An 18,567-nucleotide genomic window follows, 5' to 3' on the forward strand; every position below is an offset into this window, starting at 1 on the left:
ATTTTAACTTCAGATTATCCCTTATTTACTAATAATTATTTATCCATTCAGCTGCTACATTTGTAAAAGTATATTAGCACTTTAATTTAAAGTTATTGATGGATTATGTACGTTTGATTTTTTTGTGCGCTTGTTATAATTACACCTTGTTTTATTAATTCTTCAGTTACTTTTGTATAGAAAAAGTGATACCACCAGATAAAGAACTCTTCATAAGTTATTTCTTTTGAGTATCTGCTACTTACAAAGTATTCTTTTAAAGGTTTATCGTTTTCTTTAAATAATAAGACTAAATCTTTACTGATTGTGTTCGCAATTTCGTTAAGTATAGATAAGTCTGTTGATCTAAATACAGGGATAACAGGTTGTGAATTTTGATATAAGCCTAATTTTTCGTAAACTATATTTAAATGTAAATCTATTTGTCTATCTGCCGCTACGAAACCTTTTACTAATTGCATTTTCTTATAATTAATATCAGTATTAGCGTTTTGAAAATATTCTTCAAATGTTTCGTTATCTGCTGTAATTAAATTTAATGTTGAATATCGAGAATTTCCATAAAGACCAATTTGAACTTCTCCTAAATCTAAATACGTATTACCATACATCCCGAAAGCCTCTATATCTGTTAGTTCTTGTTCTTGAATTGCATAATAATATCGTTTCTTATTTCTTAAAGGTCGCTTCTTTTTTAAATAGTTTCCTTCAATGTAATTTATTTGTCCAAAATCTAATAACACTCCACTATACAGTAAAAGACTATAAGATTCTTTAGATAAATAATTAAACGTTTCGATTCTTTTTGAAATAGCTTCAATGTGACTTGAATAATTTTCAATGATTTTAAGTGCTGGTTTAATTAGAGGTTCACAAAGGTTATAAAGCTCTTTTCCTTCGCAAGCTGTTATAACCATACACGTTGGATAATAACTCCCTCCTATTTTTTTCAATAAACCTTCTAATTCTAATGAATTCATGTGCCTTTCAAATTCCTCATTTGTCCAATTTAGTATTGTTTTTATAGTATTTGAATCAAAACCAAGATGAAGCATTACAAGTAAATATTGAAGTTTCGTCCCTTTTATTTTTATAGATGGCGAATTATCTCCTGACGAAATCATTTTAGCTTCATAATCTGTATGTAATATATTCTCCGGAATATTATTAGTAAACACTTCATAACCCCTCCCTTACTATTAAATTCATTGTAAGATTTATGTATTTACTAACTTCTATAAACGAAAATAAGTATCCTTTACTAATCTCAAATTAAAACCTTAGCATAGATATACTAAGGTTTTTTTTGCATTCTTATAATGAATGAATTCTTTCATAGTCTTTTTTAAATTGATCGTCATTTTTTAACCAACTTTTAAAAGTTAATTCTTTTATTTCTAAATTATAACAACTTGTAGTGATACATTTATTTTTCATATATTCCTTAAGAAAATTTTGTTTTCTCTGCTTAACAGCAGCTTGAGTTCTTTTTAGTTTTCGATCTTTTAATTGGTCTAGACTTAGACTTTCTTTCTGAAATTCTTCATATTTTCTATACAAATAAATATCTTTGTCTGTATAAATCCAATTTGAAAATAGTTGTATTGATTTTCTCCCGGTTAAAATGACCCGATAATGTTTATTTTGATTTAGTAAATCGGCTGATAAATTGTGATTTTGTAGTATTTGATGTAAAGAATTCATAAAGGTATATGATCCTCCTACAAAACTTACTGTATAAGTTTCATAATTGACGTAACCATCCCCATCAAAATACCCACGAACAAAGTGATGTAAATATTCTTGTGGGACAAAAGGAAATTCAATGTTAAAAGATTTACATGGATTAATTCCGTGAATGTTCATTAGATCGTCTTTTATTGTTTTGCTATTAATGTTTAGCATATATACGCCTGTTTTTTTATTTTGATATAGTGGCTGGTTGGTGTTTAGTTGTTGTTTTATATCTTCTAAAATGTAACTTTCTTTTTGAGATATACTGACACATTGATTTTCTTTTTGTATAACACCGTCTGCTGCTATAAATCCTAAAATATAAGCCATGTTATTTGACCATGTTTTAAAATAATCTTCTGATATGTCATACTTCCTCTTCCAACTCCCTATAGCACGCCTTGGAACGTTATTGTCTGTTAAAACCATACGAATATACCTAGCAGATACATTGGCAAGCGTAGCTATTTCTGAGGTACTCTTCCCTTCTGCATATAGCTGTGTTATTTCAGATTTTGATAGTTTACATTTTGATTTCTTTTTTCTCTCTGCTTGCATTTATTTACTCTCCTTCCTTGTATTATTAAGAGGTTTATTTACTTCTATAACATACAACAAAACGTATGTTCCTTGTTGCGTATAAGAGGGAATTTACTAAATTAAAATATTTTACATTTACTTCATATTAGTTTGATCTGCTGCTGTTTAATTTGCGTTTTATATACAAGAATAATGAATTTGACAAGTTTATGAAATGTAATGCGTTTAAGATGAAAGGTAAAATGATTTCGTTTAAACTACAATTAGCTACAATAACAACATACGTATATTGTTAAACGTAAAAAGGAGAACGAATGAAAAAGAAATATATAAATCAAATTCATACTGATGTAACTTTTAAGCCGAAAGATATTATAGGTTTAATGACTGATTACTTTAAAATGAAAACAAAGCTGCGTCCTATAAAAAAATTACCTATAGTTTTATCAGATAAAAATAATGAGTCTTTAGAGAGTGTGACATGGTTTGGACATTCTGCTTCTCTTTTAAAAATAGAAGGTAAAGCATTGTTATTAGACCCGATGTTTGGAGATGCCTCTTCCCCATTTCCTCTGTTTAATAGTAAACGTTATAGTGGTGATTTTTCTTTAGAGCGTGAAGACCTTCAAGAAATTGATGCGATTATCATTTCTCATAATCATTATGACCATTTAAATTACAAGAGTATTATGCAGTTAAAAGATCGTGCAAAGCACTTTTATGTTCCAACTGGAGTAGCACAATATTTAATTAAATGGGGTGTTTCTCCTAGTAAAATTAGTGAGCATAATTGGTGGGATGAAATTATGTTTGATAATATTAAGTTGGTATGTGCTCCCGCAAAGCATTTCTCAGGACGAGGTATGACAGATAGAGACCGTTCATTATGGTGTTCATGGCTTATTCTCGGTCAAGAGACTAAAATTTTCTTTAGTGGTGATAGTGGTTATGCCCCTCACTTTAAGGAAATTGGTAATAAATATGGTCCATTCAATCTTACATTGATGGAATGCGGACAATATGATCCGAGGTGGTCTGCTATTCATATGTTGCCAGAAGAGACCGTACAAGCTCATATTGACGTGAAAGGAGATCTACTTCTTCCGATTCATTGGGGTGCTTTTACATTGGCGTTACATGAATGGAGTGATCCAATTGAACGAGTTACGAAAGAAGCAAAGCGTTTAGGAGTTAATATTGCAACGCCACAAATTGGTGAATCGGTTACGTTAAAATCTACAGACTATCCTTCATCAGCCTGGTGGAGAGAAATTTAATTATAAATAAAAAAAGAGCGCACCTTTCTATAAGTGATTCGCTCTTTTTTCTGTATTTAAATGTATTTCACTATGTTTGCCTTCTTGCTATTTGAAACTCTACTTTGGGATAAATTTATTCTTATTACAATTGAACTATATTATCTATAGAACTGTCCTGCTTAGCCAATTCTTCATTCCAATAATCTATTAATTTATGATTAGATAAAACAAAGTTGTGCTCTAATATTAATTCATTGTGGAGTACTGCATATAAAAATTTTGGTATCATCTCTCCTACGCCGTAATTATAGTCACTTAGAATCCAAGAAATCTCTTTCCAATCTAAAATTCCTTCTGATACTTTTTTTGGAGTGTGATATGTAAATTCATTAAGTAACTCTACTAGATAAACATACATACCGCCAGAATATGAAGAGTCCTCCCATTTAATAATACCTTTAAACCGAATTTGGTCATGCTTAACTTCTATATTAGTCTCTTCTTTTATTTCACGAATCGCATTGTCTAAAGGTGTTTCTCCCTTTTCTATCTTTCCCCCTACCCCATTCCATAATCCTTTTACAGGGTCATATTCTCTATTTAACATAAGTATCTCTTCATTTCTCTTTATAAAACATAAAGTGTGCTTGTACATAATGTGATTCCTTCCTATGTTTTTAATAAGCTCTTACTGGTGATATAAGATGTACTGCTGCAGATTGCGTCCCTGCTTCAATTAATATTGGTCTCATAGAACCACTGAAACTTAAAGTAACCGTTTCTTCTTTTATCGCCCTTAAAGCATCCAACATAAATCGTCCATCAAAAGATATATTTAATTGTTTTTCACCTTGAATCGCATCTATCTGTTGTGTCTCGGATATTTTTCCAATCTGAGAAGCATTAGAAGAAATTTTAATTGTGGATTCATTTATGATTTCTAAGTTGACATTGTTATTTGCCCATTCACTTGCTAATAAGCTGGATCGATCTACACCTTGTAAAATCCTTTTTCTCTCTATGTTAATGACTGTTTGAAAGTCATTTGGAATTAAACTAGATATATTAGGATATTTCCCTTCAATTAGTCTTGAATATAATGTAGTTGTACCGAATGTAAAAATAATGTGACTTTCTGAAAGATAGATGTATACGAATTCTGAATTACTATTTATTAATTTTAGAAGTTCACTAATAGTTGCACTTGGTACGATACAATTTGCTTTCACATCTGTAGAAATTATCGATTCACGTATAGCGAGTCTATGTGAATCAGTTGCTACGCAAATTAACTTATTATGATCTAACTCTAAATGAACGCCGGTAAGAACAGGTCTAGATTCATTTTTAGCTACTGCAAAGACAGTTTGTTTAAACACTTCAATCAATTGTTCTGTTTCTACTTGTACTTTTGCATGATCGTCAATAAGTGGGACATTTGGAAACTCATTTGCTGGAAGTCCATTTAAGTTTAATGTAATTTCTTCTGATTGTATCGTAATGATTTGCTCATTCTTACTTTTTATTGATACATCGCTAGGCATTTTCTTTATAATTTCAATGAAATATTTTGCAGGTACGACAATAGTTCCTGCTTTTACTATAGTTGTAATTTGGTCGTCTTCGTTGGAATTAGGGATGAATTTTTCGATGAAAATATTTGAATTACTTGCGATTAAAGTAATTCCAGATTGATCTGCAATTATTTTTATGCCGGATAGTATAGGGATTATAGCTTTAGTAGATATAGCTTTACTTACTTCTGAAAGTTCCTGAGTGAAATGTTTATGATTAACGATAAACTCCATTTTTTCCCCGCCTTACATGAAATGATAATGTTATGAAGATTGATGAACGATTGTTCCGTTAAAAAAGTAAGGTACAGTTTTTTTCCTTTGTAATATATTTAGTAAATGTTCTGGTATACGTAAATATGGTGCTGCTCTATGTAATCCCATCCAAGTAATCTCTTCAATTTCTTTTGGCCTTGTTATATTTGTATCCCCGCCAATTATTTCACCTAAAAAATTAAAGAAAATTGCATGGTGTCCTCTCTCTTCGAAAAAAGCTTCGCTAATGTAACAGATACCGTTTACAATTATATGTAGCCCGGTTTCTTCTTTCACTTCTCGAATTACTGCCTCTTCTAACGTTTCCCCAAATTTAACTGCGCCACCTGGTAGCGTGTAATAAGAACCATTTTTTCCTTTGTTTTTTACCATTAAGATCTTTTCATTTTTTTTATCATATAAAAGTGCATATGTAACATTTACTTTTTTCATCTAAGTCCACCTCTAATAACAGGAATTTTCTGTCTTTGTTACATTCTACCATTTAATCGTTTTAAAATATAAAAAAGTTAATAGAGTATTTCATTTATCTTCTCTTAGCAAAATTAATAATCAATAACCTTTCATTACTATATAAAAAAGAGCCCTATATTAGGACCCTTTTCAGTATTAGGCTACTTTCCGATGTAAATGTTTTATTTCCTTTTTCTTCTCTGCTTTTGGAGGACGAATTAAAATTGAAATAACGAAAGAGATAACAGATAGAACACCGATTATAATAAAGGTCGGTTGAAATCCACCAAGTAGTGCTCCGATGAATGATCCTGCAAGCGCACCAAATCCAAAACCTTGATAAACAATCCCGTAATTTGTACTATGATTTTTTAAGCCGAAGAAATCTCCGACAATGGCCGGGAATATTGTAATGTTACCACCAAAACAAAAGGCAACACTTGCTACACAAGCGAAATAAATGCCGTAATTTAGCGGGATGAAACTTAAAGTAAAGACTGACAATCCAATAATAATAAATGTTGCAGAGACAATTTTCATTCGGCCAATTTTATCTGATAATGTTCCAAGAATGATTCTACCTACTGTATTAAAAATTGCAATCATTGCGACGGCGTTAGCGGCGGTTGCTGCGCTAAGTCCAACGAGCTGTACTCCAATATCTTTTACCATACCGATTAAATATAGACCACCCATACATGATGTGAATAACATGAAAAACAAGAGATATACTTGTTTCGTTCGCATCATTTCACGAGGCGTATAGTCACTGTGTAATGTCTCAGTTACGGTGTTACTTACAACTGCTTCACGTAAGAAGAACGATCCGGTTAATACTAAAAGTAGGACGATAATCCCCCAATATAAAAATGCTTGTGATACCCCAAGATTATCGATAAGACTTCCGTTTATATATCTAAAAATTAAGCTGCCCATTCCATATGCAGAAACAGATATACCAGAAATAAGTCCTTTCCGATTTGGAAACCATTTAATTAAATTAGATAGTGATGTAATATAAGCAGTTCCGTCTGCATAACCAACAACGACACCAGCTAATAAATATAGTAATGGTAAGGAAGAAACTTGTGAACTAAGTATTAAACCGAGTCCCAAAACAACACCTGCAGTAGCGATGAGTTTACGAAGTCCTAATTTTTGCTGCAGCTTACCTGCGAATAAGGTTGAAAATGATAAAGAAAAGCTTGTTATGGAGAAAGTTATCGCAACGGCATTGAGGTTCCATCCAAACTTACTTACAAGGGGTTGATTAAATAAACTCCATGTATAAATTGTTCCAAGGCCAATTTGAACAATGATTGTACCTAAAACAATTAGTAATGGATTTATAGAAGTTTGTTTCATACTAACTGTCCCCTTCTTTTATCTTGACATGAATTTTCACAGTTAGTATAACCATCATAAAATACAAGATACTGTGCGGAAAATGGAAATTAAGTTCATACACACAAAAAGACACTCCATTATGAAGTGTCTTTTTGCAGGTTATATTAGATTTACTAAAAGAAAGCTTAGTTTTGTTAAGATAAGACATTTTCAAATGCTTATGTATATATGATACCAAAAGATTTCTTTCATGTGATGGGACTTAAGATGTATTTTTCATTCATTATATAGTCGGATGAAGAAAAAATTAGTATTCAATTTCATCAAAATTCTTCGGCTGCGGTACCGTTTGCATATTAGCTGCATCTTTTGGATCGCTATAAATTGCATTTTGTTCTGTATTTACATCTTTAATATTTTGCTTTTTGTTTTTATTTATTTTATCTTTCATTTTCTTTCACTCCTTTTCATTATAGGAGTAATTATGCCCTATTACTGTTATGAAATGTATCAACGACTAAATTGCTAAATTTACGTAAATAATATAAGTAATTATCACCACCGTAGTTATATCTTTTATTGTACATTTTCGCAACAACTCCTTTATATTCAGGTATTACTAAAATGGTTGGTCCAGTAATTCCTAATTTGTCCCGTCATTCGTTTCTCCTAAACCGTGCGAATGAGTTACTAAATGTCTTATCGTTATTTTACCGAGTAATACAGGGTCGAAGTCTTTAAAATATTTTTTCGCTTCATCATCAATTGAGTTTATTTTTCCCTCGTAAAGCGCATATGCTACCATTAATCCTAAATAACTTTTTCTCGCAGAAGCAACATTGAATTGTGAAGGTGCTGTTACTTTGTTATTTGTAGATGTATTTGAATGATAGCCACTATAATGCTCTAGTCGATTTTATTATCTTTTATAATACACAGTGCAGTTGCAGAACTATGATTTTCTTCTTTTATATTCTCGACCCAAGAAATCAATTTATCGTATGTATACAAATAAATCCCCCTTAACACGAATAAAAAATCACAACATGAAAGAAACGTATAAAATAGTATTTACACCTTTCTTTCATGTAAGATATTATTGATGTTCTATACTTAAATGATCCACCAGTTCCAGCAATTAAAGCAACTGAAACAACCAGCGCAACCTATACATCCGCCGCAACGTCCTGCACAACCTCCGCATCTTCCGCCGCCACATCCACCACAGCGTCCGCCGCAACCACCGCATCCGCCGCAACGACGTGCATCATCTTGAATGTAATAGTATGGATATTGATTTTGTTGCAGTTGATCCCAATACACAACATTACCGGATTGATAATCATTAAGGTTTAATGATTGAAGTTCTTGTTGAAACTGATTCATTACGAAACCCTCCATTTATAAAAATAAATTCCGTCCAAATGTTACAGTTTATATATTTTTGCAAACAAAGTAGAAAAAGGCTATAGACTAAATGCGTACATCAACAAAATATGAACTTACACTAGGTGATGTACCTTGTTTTTTAGCCTATTTTCTTAATCTCCTTTCAGTAGACGAATTTATTTTTAATAGAGGTATTTAAAAATTACTAATCCAACAGTTTAGTAGTTCATCGCTTAATTTTCTTTCTAGTAACTCTTTAACTGAAGGCGCTGGCATGATTTTATAAGTATTTAAAGCTTCTTGATTATAATCTATCCAGTGAAATGCTAAATGAGACTCTTTAGAGTTTGGTGTGAAATCAATATGTAACTCTTGTGAATCTATTTCAAACATGTGATTAATTTCATGATGAAGAACTTCTCGGTCTTCCCATTGGTTTTCTATGACGCCTAAAAATTGTTTTATACTACAGTTAACTCCGAGTTCTTCTTGCAGTTCTCTTGTTAATGCATTCTCAGCTGATTCCCCAACTTCAACATGACCACCTGGTAAAAAATAATGATGACCAATATATTCAGCCGCTAACAATTTTTTATCTTTAATCATAACAGCTCGTACAATGTGATGAAATTTAGTTTTCAATTGCTATTCCTCTCAATCCTTTACTTTATATTTGATTAACGAATAAACGATAGACTTGCTCACCATCATATTCATGTCCCAATGATTGAAAACCGTAACGTTCATACAGTTTCTTTGCAGAGATATTATCTTTATGTACGGTTAATCTAATTTCTTTACACGCCTTACATGTATTTTTTATTAAATAGATGCTTTTCTGTAATGCCGCTTTTCCATAACCATTACCTTGCTGCTTTTGATCAATAATAAATCCATTTATCCAATACATATCAGCTGTTTCTTTTACAACAGCATGCATAATAAAACCAACCATTAGATCGCCACCGTATATCGCAAATGGTATGTACTCCACATTGTCACCATCTGGTTTTATATATACTTTAGCAAGTGAAACTGCTACAGATGGAACAAATTTCGTCTGATTTTCTTTAACTTGTAACTTTAATGCATCTTCCCAATTCTCTCTCGTAACAACCTTTAACTGGACATTCAATATTTTTAAGCTCCTTTATTAAGAGAATGTATTTATATATTCAACGCAGTAAAATAATTCCCTGTTTCGATTTCAAAAGTTACGTGGTTACTTGTTATTAATAAATATGTTGAATTATTACCTCTAAATAAAAGCTACTTTGTTGTATTGCAGTACTCCTCACTATGCATTTCTTTCTTTAATGATATATGTGCAATTAAAACCCCTAATATAGTAATTCCTCCACCAATTATCGAAACAAAAGTCGGTATTTCACCTAACCATATCCAAGCAATAAAACATGCAGTTACTGGCGTTAAATATAGAGAACTTGTTGCCTCGGCAGCACCAGAATGAGATATGATATATGCCAATGCGATATATGGGAGTACTGTTGGAAATAACCCTAAATATATAACACTCATATTTACTTCAAGAGGAGCTGCTAGTATTTCTGTATAAATTCCTGGTAAGAAAATAAGCATACATACAGTACTAGATAAAATTGTATATATGGTAAATGGCAAGAAACCGTATTTTTTCAAATAAGAAGTTTGGAAAACGAAAAATAGACTTTCTGAAACGGCTGCTAATAATATAAATAATCCTCCACTATTCAATTGAAAAGCATCTCCTTGACTAAATGATATGAAAGCAATTCCTATAAAACTAATTACACCACCGATCCAACCATTTAATTTCATTTTTTCATTCAAAAAAACAGATGCAAAAATAGCTGTTACTATAGGTGTGACTGAAATAATTAAACTTGCAGATCCAGCATTTACTGTTTTTTCACCGTAGTTTAATGCAATGTGATAAATAGTAAACCCTAAAGCACCGAATATAAAAATTGCTGGGATATCCTTTAAATTTGGTAGCCGTAACTTATATATAAAAGAAAACAAAAGTAGTATAAATGAAGCAATTAATAAACGTAGTAAAGTAAGATGCTCTGGTGTATAAGATTCGAGTCCCATACGAATTGCTGGAAAAGCGGTCCCCCATATTAAAATCGTAAAAGCGTGAGCACATATGATGCGTAAATCCCATTTTTTATTATGCATGTTATCTCTCCCTCCCTAATAAACCAACCACTTTCAAATTACCAATTATTTCTTTTCATCATATTTAATAGTTGATACAATGTCTTCAACCAGTTATTTATCGTAAAAACCAACCACTTGGTATTTTTAAAGTAAACGAGGGAGTTTTTTTATGACAACTAATAAAAAACTGCCTAAATATCGGCAGATAGTAGATTATATGAAAGAAAAAATCGAAAACGGAGAATGGCCTATTGGTAGTAAGATCCCTAGTCAACGGCAGTTAGCCAAATTATTTCATGTAAATCGAAGTACTGTAATAACTGCACTAGATGAACTTATGGCAGACGGATTGATTCAAGGGAAAATTGGAGCAGGAACAATTGTGACAAATAATACATGGTCATTATTGGCGACGAATCCCCCACCTGATTGGAGTGAATATGTAAAGGCTGGTATTCATAAACCTAGCAAGTTAATGGTACGAGAAATAAATGAAGCAGAAGCAAATAAAGAACTTATCCACCTTAGTAAAGGTGAACTTGCGCCTCAAGTTTTCCCGCTAAAAACTATGCAATCCATTATGAAAAGTGTAAGTGATGAATTAGATTATATTGGATACGAAGAACAAAAAGGGTTTTTACCGTTACGTAAAGCAATTAGTAAATACGTAAAATCATTTGGAATACATGCATCAGCCAATTCTATATTAATCGTCTCTGGTGCATTACAAGCACTACAATTAATATCAATTGGTCTATTGCATAGAGAATCAACCGTTTTACTTGAGCAACCTTCTTACTTATATTCACTTCATGTATTTCAATCAGCAAATATAAATCTAGCTGGTATATGTATGGATCATCACGGTATTTTACCTAACGAGTTATTAAAGCGAATCAAATATAGTCAAAAGAAAAATATTTTATATTCTATCCCTTGTTTTCAAAATCCAACAGGGATATTAATGTCTCTAGAGCGAAGAAAAGAAATATTAAAAATATGTGAAAAGGAACAGTTACCTATTATTGAAGATGATATTTACCGCGAATTATGGATTGATGAACCACCTCCAGCTCCTTTAAAGTCGATAGATAAACATGGACATGTATTATATGTTGGTAGTCTCTCTAAAACACTTACTCCTGGACTTAGAATTGGATGGATTATTGGACCAGAACCTGTAATTGATAGATTGTCAGATATAAAAATGCAAACAGACTATGGATCGAGCTCTTTATCACAAAGAGTTGCTGCTGAATGGATACATAAAGGTTTTTATGAGGATCATGTTGCAAACGTAAGAATTCAACTAAAAGAACGAAGACAAATCATGATACAAGCTTTAAATAAATATTGTGCAGATATTGCCACTTGGGATATTCCTAACGGCGGATTCTTTATATGGCTAAAGGTTGTACCTAGCATTCCGATGAAGAAATTATTTTCAGAGGCACTATCAAAAGGAATTCTGTTAAACCCAGGGCGTATTTATGAAGAAGAATCAGATCGGTACATTCGTTTATCATATGGATATGCTTCACCAGAGCAAATGACTAACGGGATTAAATTGTTGAGTGAATTAATCCGTAAGCTAATGTCATAACAAAAACTCCTCTTTTTCTTTAGAGGAGTTTTATGTATCTTATTTACCACAATCTCATTTCCTGCCCCAATACAATAAGTCCTTCATAAGGATCTCCATCCATGTTTAATACTTGAGCAAAAGCAGGTTCTGTTTTTAAACCGTTCTCTTTTAAGTGAAGAATTTCTTCCCTTATATGAGGATGCTGCATTAATAGCATGTGCTCTACTATCATATGTCTATATGCATTTTGGTTACGTACTGGCTTAGGCTGAGCAAATAATTCAAAATCAAAACCTTCAAATTCAAAATTTACCTTTATCGATTCGGTATTTTTAATTTTTTTCTTTTTTATTTTGAATCCTTTATAAGAACCGTATAAAGATCTCATTTCCTGTTCAAAAACATCAAAGTTATGTACTTCCATTACTATATCTAAGTCAGATTGAAGAGTATCAATTCTTATAGGGATTGTCCCGCAAAGAACGGGACTATACAAAGCTAAATCCTCCATTATGTTTAGTTTATTCAAAACATCATATACCTTTTGTTGCTTGTCATTCCCTGATTGTAAATATGTAATAGATGTAAACATGGAAGTCTCTCCTTCATTTCACGTAATACGTATCTCACTAAATACAAGAAAAATTTGTCCGTTTAAACTTGTTCTTGGAGTACCTTTATTTCAATATATTAAAGTGAATAAACAATATGTTTCAACTTTTCTCCTATACTGCAATACTATAACAATAAAAAGGGAGGAATTATTATGAGCATTTTCAACATTCTTTTAACCATCCACATATTATTTGGAACGATATGTTTAACCACTGGGATAATAGCGATGGTTGCTCAAAAGAAGAAAGGAAAACATACGGAATGGGGGGAAATATATCATGCATCCTATGTTGTGATTACCCTTACTGCAATTATATTATCCATTATAAACTGGGATAAAATCGCATATTTATTTTATGTGGCAATTTTATCTTATTCATTTGCGATCTATGGATACCTCGCACGAAAAAAACTGTGGAAAAATTGGCTTCACCACCATATTATAGGTATGTTAGGCTCTTATATCGGTGCTGTTACCGCACTTTTGGTAAACATCGGTATTCATATTCCCTTAATTAATTTACTGCCACCTATATGGTTTTGGTTTTTACCTACATTAATCGGTATTCCTCTCGTAGCCAGTGTATCAAAAAAATATAAAAAGCGTAGTTAAAATTCATTACATTTTCGTTACTTTCTGATGATTATTATGAAAAATCATACTCAATGTAATATTTTATTTATAAATTCAAAATCATATTGCTTTAAGTTAATCACTTAGAGCTAAATAAAAAGAATCCAATAAAAGTATTGGATTCTTTTTCGGATTTCATTTCAATATCGGTCTTAAGTATTCAATGATGTTACTATCTGGATCACGAGCTATCTATGTATACTTGTGGGTACTTGTTTTATTGGTTCAGTGGTAATTACACTATTATAGTTTAAGATTGTACTAACGAATGTAAACGATCTGGGTAATTCGTAAACATCCCGTCAACGCCCCATAAAAGTAACATTTTCATATCTTTTTCATTATCTACAGTAAATGGATGAACTTCTAATCCATGTTTCTTTATTCTCTTTACATAAGCTGCATCAACATATTTATAGTTCATCCCAAGACCGATGCAGTATGTTTTATACTTTTTTATCTCTAATTCATTTAATTGAATTGCCTTTTTGTAAGGTAGTAATTGTACTAGCGGTATATTAACATCTAAACTATGAATTTTTTGCAGACTTTCTTCACTAAATGATTGAATAATAACTTTATCACTTATTTCGTAGTACTTTATAATTTCTAATAGCTTTTCTTCCATACCAGCATATTCATCTGGTGATTTTGTTTCAATATAATAGTTTGCATTATGCCCGAACGTTTCAATAATTTCTTCTAGTGTTGGGACTGTAGCATCTTCATATTCTTTCTTTGCTAAATTTGGATGCTTTTCATTGAAAAAAGAACCTGCATTTAGGTGCTTTATTTCTTTTAATGTATGTTCCTTAACTAGCCCCGTACCATTTGTAGTGCGATTTACTGTTTCATCATGCATAGCTATTAAATGTCCGTCTTTTGTCATTTGAAGATCAATTTCTATATAATCTCCTTTTAATTGTTGTCCTAATGTATAAGCTGGTATTGTATGTTCCGGCGCATATGCAGAAGCACCTCTATGTGCAATGTTTTTTATATGATTTGATTGTTTAATAGCTTTCGTGTACTTAAGTTCCTTTGCTTTATGAAAAACAAAAGTACCTATTACTATAAAGGTGCAAATGATTGTAACGATATATATTTTTTTCATAATGATGTATTAACTCCTACATGAAAGCAATTTAGCTCGGATGATTTATTCAATTAAATGTCGATTTTCAAATACTGTCATTTGTCCAACAGGTTGAAAACCCGCCTTTTTATAAATATTAATCCCATCAGGTGAAGCTTGTAATACGCATTGAGCAACTTTTAATTCTTTTGCTTCTTGCAACAAATAATGAAACATAGTAGAGCCAAATCCTTTCCCTCTCATTTCTTCTTTAGTTGCTATATCATAAATACCAATACTATCTTTTGTACATACTAATGAACCAACAGATACGACTTCATTTTTAAAAATCCCTAAGTATAGTTTCATATGTTCACTATTCCATAAATCGAAAGAAGCAGTTTGATTGTAAAATGCTTGTACATGTATACCTTCCTCTGATGTACCAAATAGATTAGCTAACGTTTCTCCAAAATTTTTAATTTGTCCTGACGAAGATGCTTTTTCTATCGTAAAACCTACTGGCATGTTTAGTATTGGATGAATTGTTTTTAAGTCTGCTACCATTGCGATATTTTGTTCTGCTTCTTTTAAACCAATTTTAATTAATTCGCTTTTTATATCCCGCTCTTGCTCCGCATCCCATAGCCATACACTCATTGGAAATTTCTTTTGATTATAGAATTCTACTTCCTTATATAATTTCTCGATCCCTTCCGTTACATTACTATTGAGTAACGTAATGATATTAAATGTATCTGCCGGTAAACCACAGTCGACAGCAATATAATCCCTCGCTTCTTTTACATTCATTCCATGTACCTGTCGCGCAATATATGACGTTTTATATGTGAAGTTATCTATTAATAACTGTTTATAATTCATTCATTTTTCTCCTTTCATAAAGATTCGTATTCGAATCTTTCAGTATTAAATATAACATATATGAAATGTGCCTATTTCTATAAAAATAGCTCTATACATCACTCTTTTTGCTCTAAAAGAATTAAAAACGATATAACGTTGTCGGAATGAAAAAAGTGGTATATAATAAATAGTAACATTACTAGTAATTATTTTAGGTATTCCTAGAATAAAGGAGCGATACATATGAAAATTACTATTTATTTCGGAAGTCATGAAGATCAAGATGTTCGTACTATGGATTGTCATTTAGATGTAGAAGATACAGAAGAGATTGTTTCTGTATCATAATATAAATTGTATGGATGAACCCTCTTCCCTACAGCGTTTAAGACACCTTTTACAGGTGTCTTTTTTGTTGTTTTTTTCGTCAAAAACCCTTTACTTTAGAGCGTTTTAATAGTAAAATATAAATATACGAACAAATGTTCTTTTTATTTTAATTGTACATGAAGGGATGATTTTTACAATGGCTCAAGCAAAGCGCAGAGGAAGAAAAAAGCAAACACCTATCATTTCAAATACAGGCTTTATCGGCTCTGTCTTTATTGATACATTGGAGTTACAAAAGAAATCCTATTATTTCGCTCGTAAAAAACTTCAAATCGTTCATCACGTACTTGATGGTCTCTCTGGGGCAACAAGTTCTCTATTTAAAGAACATAACATTTCAGCATACATGTCATGTGTGTATTTACATAAACAAAAGAAAATCGGCTTTGTTCTTTCAACGAAACCATTTGAACAAAGTGACGGTGTTGCATATTTTGTAAACTATTTAATTGAAAAGAATTTTTACGGCAATGAAGATGACGTAGAATATCAAGAAGTATTTAATACAGGTTTTATCGGTGTAGTATTCGCTGATTTATGTAGTATAGATCGCTTTAATTTCGAATTTGAAATGGGTATGTTAATAAAATTAATGAAAGATATGATTATTCCGGTTAAAGAACTCTTTTTACGCCACAATGTACCGGCCTACATCTCCACTTCTCATTTAGAGGAACAAAACAAATTAGGTTTCGTTCTATCTGTAAAACCATATGATGAACGTGCAGAAGCAGATTTATATTTTGAGGCGTATTTAAAAGAACGCGGGTTATTTATTGGTGATGAAGAAGATGATATTGATAAGATCGTTATTAGAAAAACAGCTGAATTACGATAGAAAAGCGCAGGATGTGGATCCTGCGCTTTTCTATCATTTGTATTTTATTATAAATTATTAATTAATTTCCATACATTATTTATTTTATATTTCAATTACTCGTGAACGCTTACTTTAACTTGACTCATTTTTAAATTGATTCCTTACGTGTGATTCCCTTTAAAAGCTGATTCCATATTTCATGATTTTGATTTCCATCCATAGGAATTCCAACACTACACGTATATTTTAAATTCTAATTGTATTCAATTACTTCATATTCGGATATCTCGTTTAAAAGCAAAATCCAAAATTCACCTGGTATCATGATACGACCAACAATATTTATTAATTTTAACTAAAAAATTCAAGAGTAATCTCAATATGATTTAAGTAACCTTTGCCATTCTTAGCTGGATGGTATGTGGCAGTATCTATTCTATAAATAATCTAAGAAACTACTAAGCATTATAATCTTTCGAATGAACTTCTAATATGAAACGATTTGATGAAACTTTAATTACTATTACATATAAGATTCCACCTACAATTGGAATGGTGTAGGCTGGGATATAATTTAATAATAAACCAGATAGTGCCATTGCTATAGGAAGCATCATTTTACCTATACTTAATCCCATGCTGAGAACTCTCCCTCTATATTTATTGGGAATCTCTTTTTGCATGAAATAAGCTAAAGGTATATCAATTAACACTATAATTAGCCCTAAAAAGAACATAACAACACAATATGTAATAACGTATACAAAATCATTCACTTCAAAACTTTTGAATAAAACTGGAATTCCTGAAATAATCATGAACACTGCCAACATAACACTTAACTTTTTTAAAAGATAGGAGTAAGAAAAACGATCCGTTATCTTTTTTACTACAATTGCACCTAGTATCATTCCTACTGGAAAAGTCCCTTGAATCACACCGAATTGTTTAGAGCTAAGATTGAGAACCGTGTTAATAATGTATGGCAATGGAACAGTTACAGCAAATCCTAAGAAGAAATTAAGTGAAATTAAAATACGAAACGTATTCTTTAAGCTTTCCTTTTCAAGTAAGTAAGAAAATCCCTCTTTTATATCTTTAATAAAATGAATTCCGCTATTTGAACTTTCCTCATTTACATTACACTCAAACAGTTTAAAGTGAATAAACAGTATGGATGTGCCTGATAGAATAAATGAAATACCGTTAATAATAATAAAAGTTTTAATATCAAAGACTGCAAAAATAATGCCCCCTAACATAGGACCTAGAATTAAAGATATGGAATCAATAATTTTACTTATAGAGTTAATACTCAATAGCCTCTCTTTAGAGACGATATTTGGTTTTGCTGCTTCTAATCCTATTCCCAAAAATGTTGTAAATACAGTCATAAGAAAGGTAGTAATATAAATGATGAATAAGTTTAATCCATAATAACTGCTTAATATATAAACAGCTATTAATAAGCATCCACTTAGTAAATCCATACAAACAACCAGTTTCTTTTTATCAATTTTATCAGCAATTACACCAGCAAATGGATTCATAACAATCATTGGAATCGTTCCTAAAATGAGCGTAATGGCGAAATTTAACGCTGATCCAGTTATTTGTAAAACATATAATCCTAATGCGAAACTATAAATAGAGCTGCCGGATATTGATACTATTTTTGCAATTGAATATAAACAAATATTTCTTAGTTCGTGTTTGTTTTTTTTATTTTCTATATGTAATCGTAAACTTTCCATCATTTTTCCCCCTGTCTAATTTTGTGTTACGTACATTGTAAGTTCTTGGGTCAACCCAATAGCAATATGTACTATTTGAAAAGTTTTCAGGA

Annotated in this window: 19 protein-coding genes and 1 pseudogene; 4 read left to right on the forward strand and 16 right to left on the reverse strand. The window is 31.3% G+C overall.

Translation table 11 applies throughout. The annotated features are described in order from the left end of the window. Positions 1–92: 92 nt before the first annotated feature. Together ACTFOB_RS01325 and ACTFOB_RS01330 are read right to left on the reverse strand one after the other, a co-directional pair. The gene (locus tag ACTFOB_RS01325; protein WP_440024063.1) at positions 93–1,178 is read right to left on the reverse strand and encodes a hypothetical protein; all 1,086 of its coding nucleotides are present in this window, start codon (positions 1,176–1,178) and stop codon (positions 93–95) included. A 136-nt stretch (positions 1,179–1,314) separates the two neighbouring features. Next, positions 1,315–2,292, reverse strand: coding sequence for an LAGLIDADG family homing endonuclease (locus ACTFOB_RS01330; RefSeq protein WP_440024065.1), 978 nt, complete (start codon positions 2,290–2,292; stop codon positions 1,315–1,317). 296 nt (positions 2,293–2,588) lie between these two features. On the opposite strand from ACTFOB_RS01330, the gene ACTFOB_RS01335 reads away from it, so the two are divergent. Continuing rightward, positions 2,589–3,551 (forward strand): MBL fold metallo-hydrolase, encoded by a 963-nt coding sequence (locus ACTFOB_RS01335; protein WP_440024067.1) that lies wholly within the window; start codon positions 2,589–2,591, stop codon positions 3,549–3,551. A gap of 124 nt (positions 3,552–3,675) precedes the next feature. Here the strand turns inward: ACTFOB_RS01335 and ACTFOB_RS01340 are convergent, their stop codons facing one another. The 10 genes and pseudogenes from ACTFOB_RS01340 to ACTFOB_RS01385 all read right to left on the reverse strand — a co-directional run bounded on the left by ACTFOB_RS01340 (position 3,676) and on the right by ACTFOB_RS01385 (position 10,753). Further along, positions 3,676–4,188 carry an NUDIX hydrolase gene (locus ACTFOB_RS01340; protein ID WP_440024068.1) on the reverse strand — a complete coding sequence of 171 codons (513 nt, stop codon included), beginning with the start codon at positions 4,186–4,188 and terminating at the stop codon, positions 3,676–3,678. 22 nt (positions 4,189–4,210) lie between these two features. After that, positions 4,211–5,341, reverse strand: a complete 1,131-nt coding sequence (dnaN, locus tag ACTFOB_RS01345; protein ID WP_440024070.1) for a DNA polymerase III subunit beta — start codon at positions 5,339–5,341, stop codon at positions 4,211–4,213. Between the two features lie 30 nt (positions 5,342–5,371). Further along, positions 5,372–5,815 carry an NUDIX hydrolase gene (locus tag ACTFOB_RS01350; protein WP_440024072.1) on the reverse strand — a complete coding sequence of 148 codons (444 nt, stop codon included), beginning with the start codon at positions 5,813–5,815 and terminating at the stop codon, positions 5,372–5,374. Positions 5,816–5,992: 177 nt separating this feature from the next. Continuing rightward, a complete protein-coding gene (locus tag ACTFOB_RS01355) occupies positions 5,993–7,201 on the reverse strand; it encodes an L-lactate MFS transporter (protein WP_440024074.1) in 1,209 nt (402 codons plus the stop codon). Positions 7,202–7,490: 289 nt separating this feature from the next. Further along, the gene (locus ACTFOB_RS01360; RefSeq protein ID WP_440024077.1) at positions 7,491–7,634 is read right to left on the reverse strand and encodes a hypothetical protein; all 144 of its coding nucleotides are present in this window, start codon (positions 7,632–7,634) and stop codon (positions 7,491–7,493) included. A gap of 198 nt (positions 7,635–7,832) precedes the next feature. Beyond that, a pseudogene (locus tag ACTFOB_RS01365) lies at positions 7,833–8,194 on the reverse strand (serine hydrolase); the annotation flags it as partial. Positions 8,195–8,296: 102 nt separating this feature from the next. Then, a complete protein-coding gene (locus tag ACTFOB_RS01370) occupies positions 8,297–8,569 on the reverse strand; it encodes a heterocycloanthracin/sonorensin family bacteriocin (protein WP_151582831.1) in 273 nt (90 codons plus the stop codon). 198 nt (positions 8,570–8,767) lie between these two features. After that, entirely contained in the window at positions 8,768–9,214 is a 447-nt protein-coding gene (locus ACTFOB_RS01375) for an NUDIX domain-containing protein (protein WP_440024079.1), read from the reverse strand. 25 nt (positions 9,215–9,239) lie between these two features. After that, positions 9,240–9,707 (reverse strand): GNAT family N-acetyltransferase, encoded by a 468-nt coding sequence (locus tag ACTFOB_RS01380; protein ID WP_440024081.1) that lies wholly within the window; start codon positions 9,705–9,707, stop codon positions 9,240–9,242. A 134-nt stretch (positions 9,708–9,841) separates the two neighbouring features. Continuing rightward, positions 9,842–10,753 carry a DMT family transporter gene (locus tag ACTFOB_RS01385; protein ID WP_440024082.1) on the reverse strand — a complete coding sequence of 304 codons (912 nt, stop codon included), beginning with the start codon at positions 10,751–10,753 and terminating at the stop codon, positions 9,842–9,844. A 151-nt stretch (positions 10,754–10,904) separates the two neighbouring features. Between ACTFOB_RS01385 and norG the strand changes: the two genes are divergently transcribed. Next, positions 10,905–12,338 (forward strand): efflux pump transcription regulator NorG, encoded by a 1,434-nt coding sequence (gene norG / locus ACTFOB_RS01390; protein ID WP_440024084.1) that lies wholly within the window; start codon positions 10,905–10,907, stop codon positions 12,336–12,338. Between the two features lie 43 nt (positions 12,339–12,381). Here norG and ACTFOB_RS01395 read toward each other — a convergent pair whose 3' ends face one another. Beyond that, on the reverse strand, positions 12,382–12,912 hold the full coding sequence (locus ACTFOB_RS01395; RefSeq protein WP_440024086.1) for a DUF4269 domain-containing protein: 531 nt from the start codon (positions 12,910–12,912) through the stop codon (positions 12,382–12,384). Positions 12,913–13,086: 174 nt separating this feature from the next. Here ACTFOB_RS01395 and ACTFOB_RS01400 point away from each other — a divergent pair, with 174 nt between their 5' ends. Continuing rightward, positions 13,087–13,548, forward strand: a complete 462-nt coding sequence (locus tag ACTFOB_RS01400; RefSeq protein WP_440024087.1) for a DUF2306 domain-containing protein — start codon at positions 13,087–13,089, stop codon at positions 13,546–13,548. A gap of 271 nt (positions 13,549–13,819) precedes the next feature. Here ACTFOB_RS01400 and ACTFOB_RS01405 read toward each other — a convergent pair whose 3' ends face one another. Both ACTFOB_RS01405 and ACTFOB_RS01410 read right to left on the reverse strand, forming a co-directional pair. After that, entirely contained in the window at positions 13,820–14,683 is an 864-nt protein-coding gene (locus tag ACTFOB_RS01405; protein WP_440024088.1) for a glycerophosphodiester phosphodiesterase, read from the reverse strand. A gap of 45 nt (positions 14,684–14,728) precedes the next feature. Further along, entirely contained in the window at positions 14,729–15,529 is an 801-nt protein-coding gene (locus ACTFOB_RS01410; protein ID WP_440024090.1) for a GNAT family N-acetyltransferase, read from the reverse strand. Between the two features lie 496 nt (positions 15,530–16,025). Here ACTFOB_RS01410 and ACTFOB_RS01415 point away from each other — a divergent pair, with 496 nt between their 5' ends. Next, complete coding sequence (locus ACTFOB_RS01415) at positions 16,026–16,739, forward strand: hypothetical protein (RefSeq protein ID WP_440024091.1); 714 nt, start codon at positions 16,026–16,028, stop codon at positions 16,737–16,739. Between the two features lie 440 nt (positions 16,740–17,179). On the opposite strand, the gene ACTFOB_RS01420 is transcribed toward ACTFOB_RS01415, so the two are convergent. After that, positions 17,180–18,475, reverse strand: coding sequence for an MFS transporter (locus tag ACTFOB_RS01420; protein ID WP_440024092.1), 1,296 nt, complete (start codon positions 18,473–18,475; stop codon positions 17,180–17,182). Positions 18,476–18,567 lie beyond the last annotated feature (92 nt).

The organism is Bacillus cereus group sp. MYBK79-1, assembly GCF_051915365.1.
Lineage (GTDB): Bacteria > Bacillota > Bacilli > Bacillales > Bacillaceae_G > Bacillus_A.

Bases quoted from the DNA above. Each gene is read 5' to 3' on its own strand.
- ACTFOB_RS01330 (WP_440024065.1), bottom strand. From the start codon at position 2,292: ATGCAAGCAGAGAGAAAAAAGAAATCAAAATGTAAACTATCAAAATCT.
- ACTFOB_RS01335 (WP_440024067.1), top strand. From the start codon at position 2,589: ATGAAAAAGAAATATATAAATCAAATTCATACTGATGTAACTTTTAAG.
- ACTFOB_RS01340 (WP_440024068.1), bottom strand. From the start codon at position 4,188: ATGTACAAGCACACTTTATGTTTTATAAAGAGAAATGAAGAGATACTT.
- dnaN (WP_440024070.1), bottom strand. From the start codon at position 5,341: ATGGAGTTTATCGTTAATCATAAACATTTCACTCAGGAACTTTCAGAA.
- ACTFOB_RS01350 (WP_440024072.1), bottom strand. From the start codon at position 5,815: ATGAAAAAAGTAAATGTTACATATGCACTTTTATATGATAAAAAAAAT.
- ACTFOB_RS01355 (WP_440024074.1), bottom strand. From the start codon at position 7,201: ATGAAACAAACTTCTATAAATCCATTACTAATTGTTTTAGGTACAATC.
- ACTFOB_RS01360 (WP_440024077.1), bottom strand. From the start codon at position 7,634: ATGAAAGATAAAATAAATAAAAACAAAAAGCAAAATATTAAAGATGTA.
- ACTFOB_RS01370 (WP_151582831.1), bottom strand. From the start codon at position 8,569: ATGAATCAGTTTCAACAAGAACTTCAATCATTAAACCTTAATGATTAT.
- ACTFOB_RS01385 (WP_440024082.1), bottom strand. From the start codon at position 10,753: ATGCATAATAAAAAATGGGATTTACGCATCATATGTGCTCACGCTTTT.
- norG (WP_440024084.1), top strand. From the start codon at position 10,905: ATGACAACTAATAAAAAACTGCCTAAATATCGGCAGATAGTAGATTAT.
- ACTFOB_RS01395 (WP_440024086.1), bottom strand. From the start codon at position 12,912: ATGTTTACATCTATTACATATTTACAATCAGGGAATGACAAGCAACAA.
- ACTFOB_RS01400 (WP_440024087.1), top strand. From the start codon at position 13,087: ATGAGCATTTTCAACATTCTTTTAACCATCCACATATTATTTGGAACG.
- ACTFOB_RS01405 (WP_440024088.1), bottom strand. From the start codon at position 14,683: ATGAAAAAAATATATATCGTTACAATCATTTGCACCTTTATAGTAATA.
- ACTFOB_RS01410 (WP_440024090.1), bottom strand. From the start codon at position 15,529: ATGAATTATAAACAGTTATTAATAGATAACTTCACATATAAAACGTCA.
- ACTFOB_RS01415 (WP_440024091.1), top strand. From the start codon at position 16,026: ATGATTTTTACAATGGCTCAAGCAAAGCGCAGAGGAAGAAAAAAGCAA.
- ACTFOB_RS01420 (WP_440024092.1), bottom strand. From the start codon at position 18,475: ATGGAAAGTTTACGATTACATATAGAAAATAAAAAAAACAAACACGAA.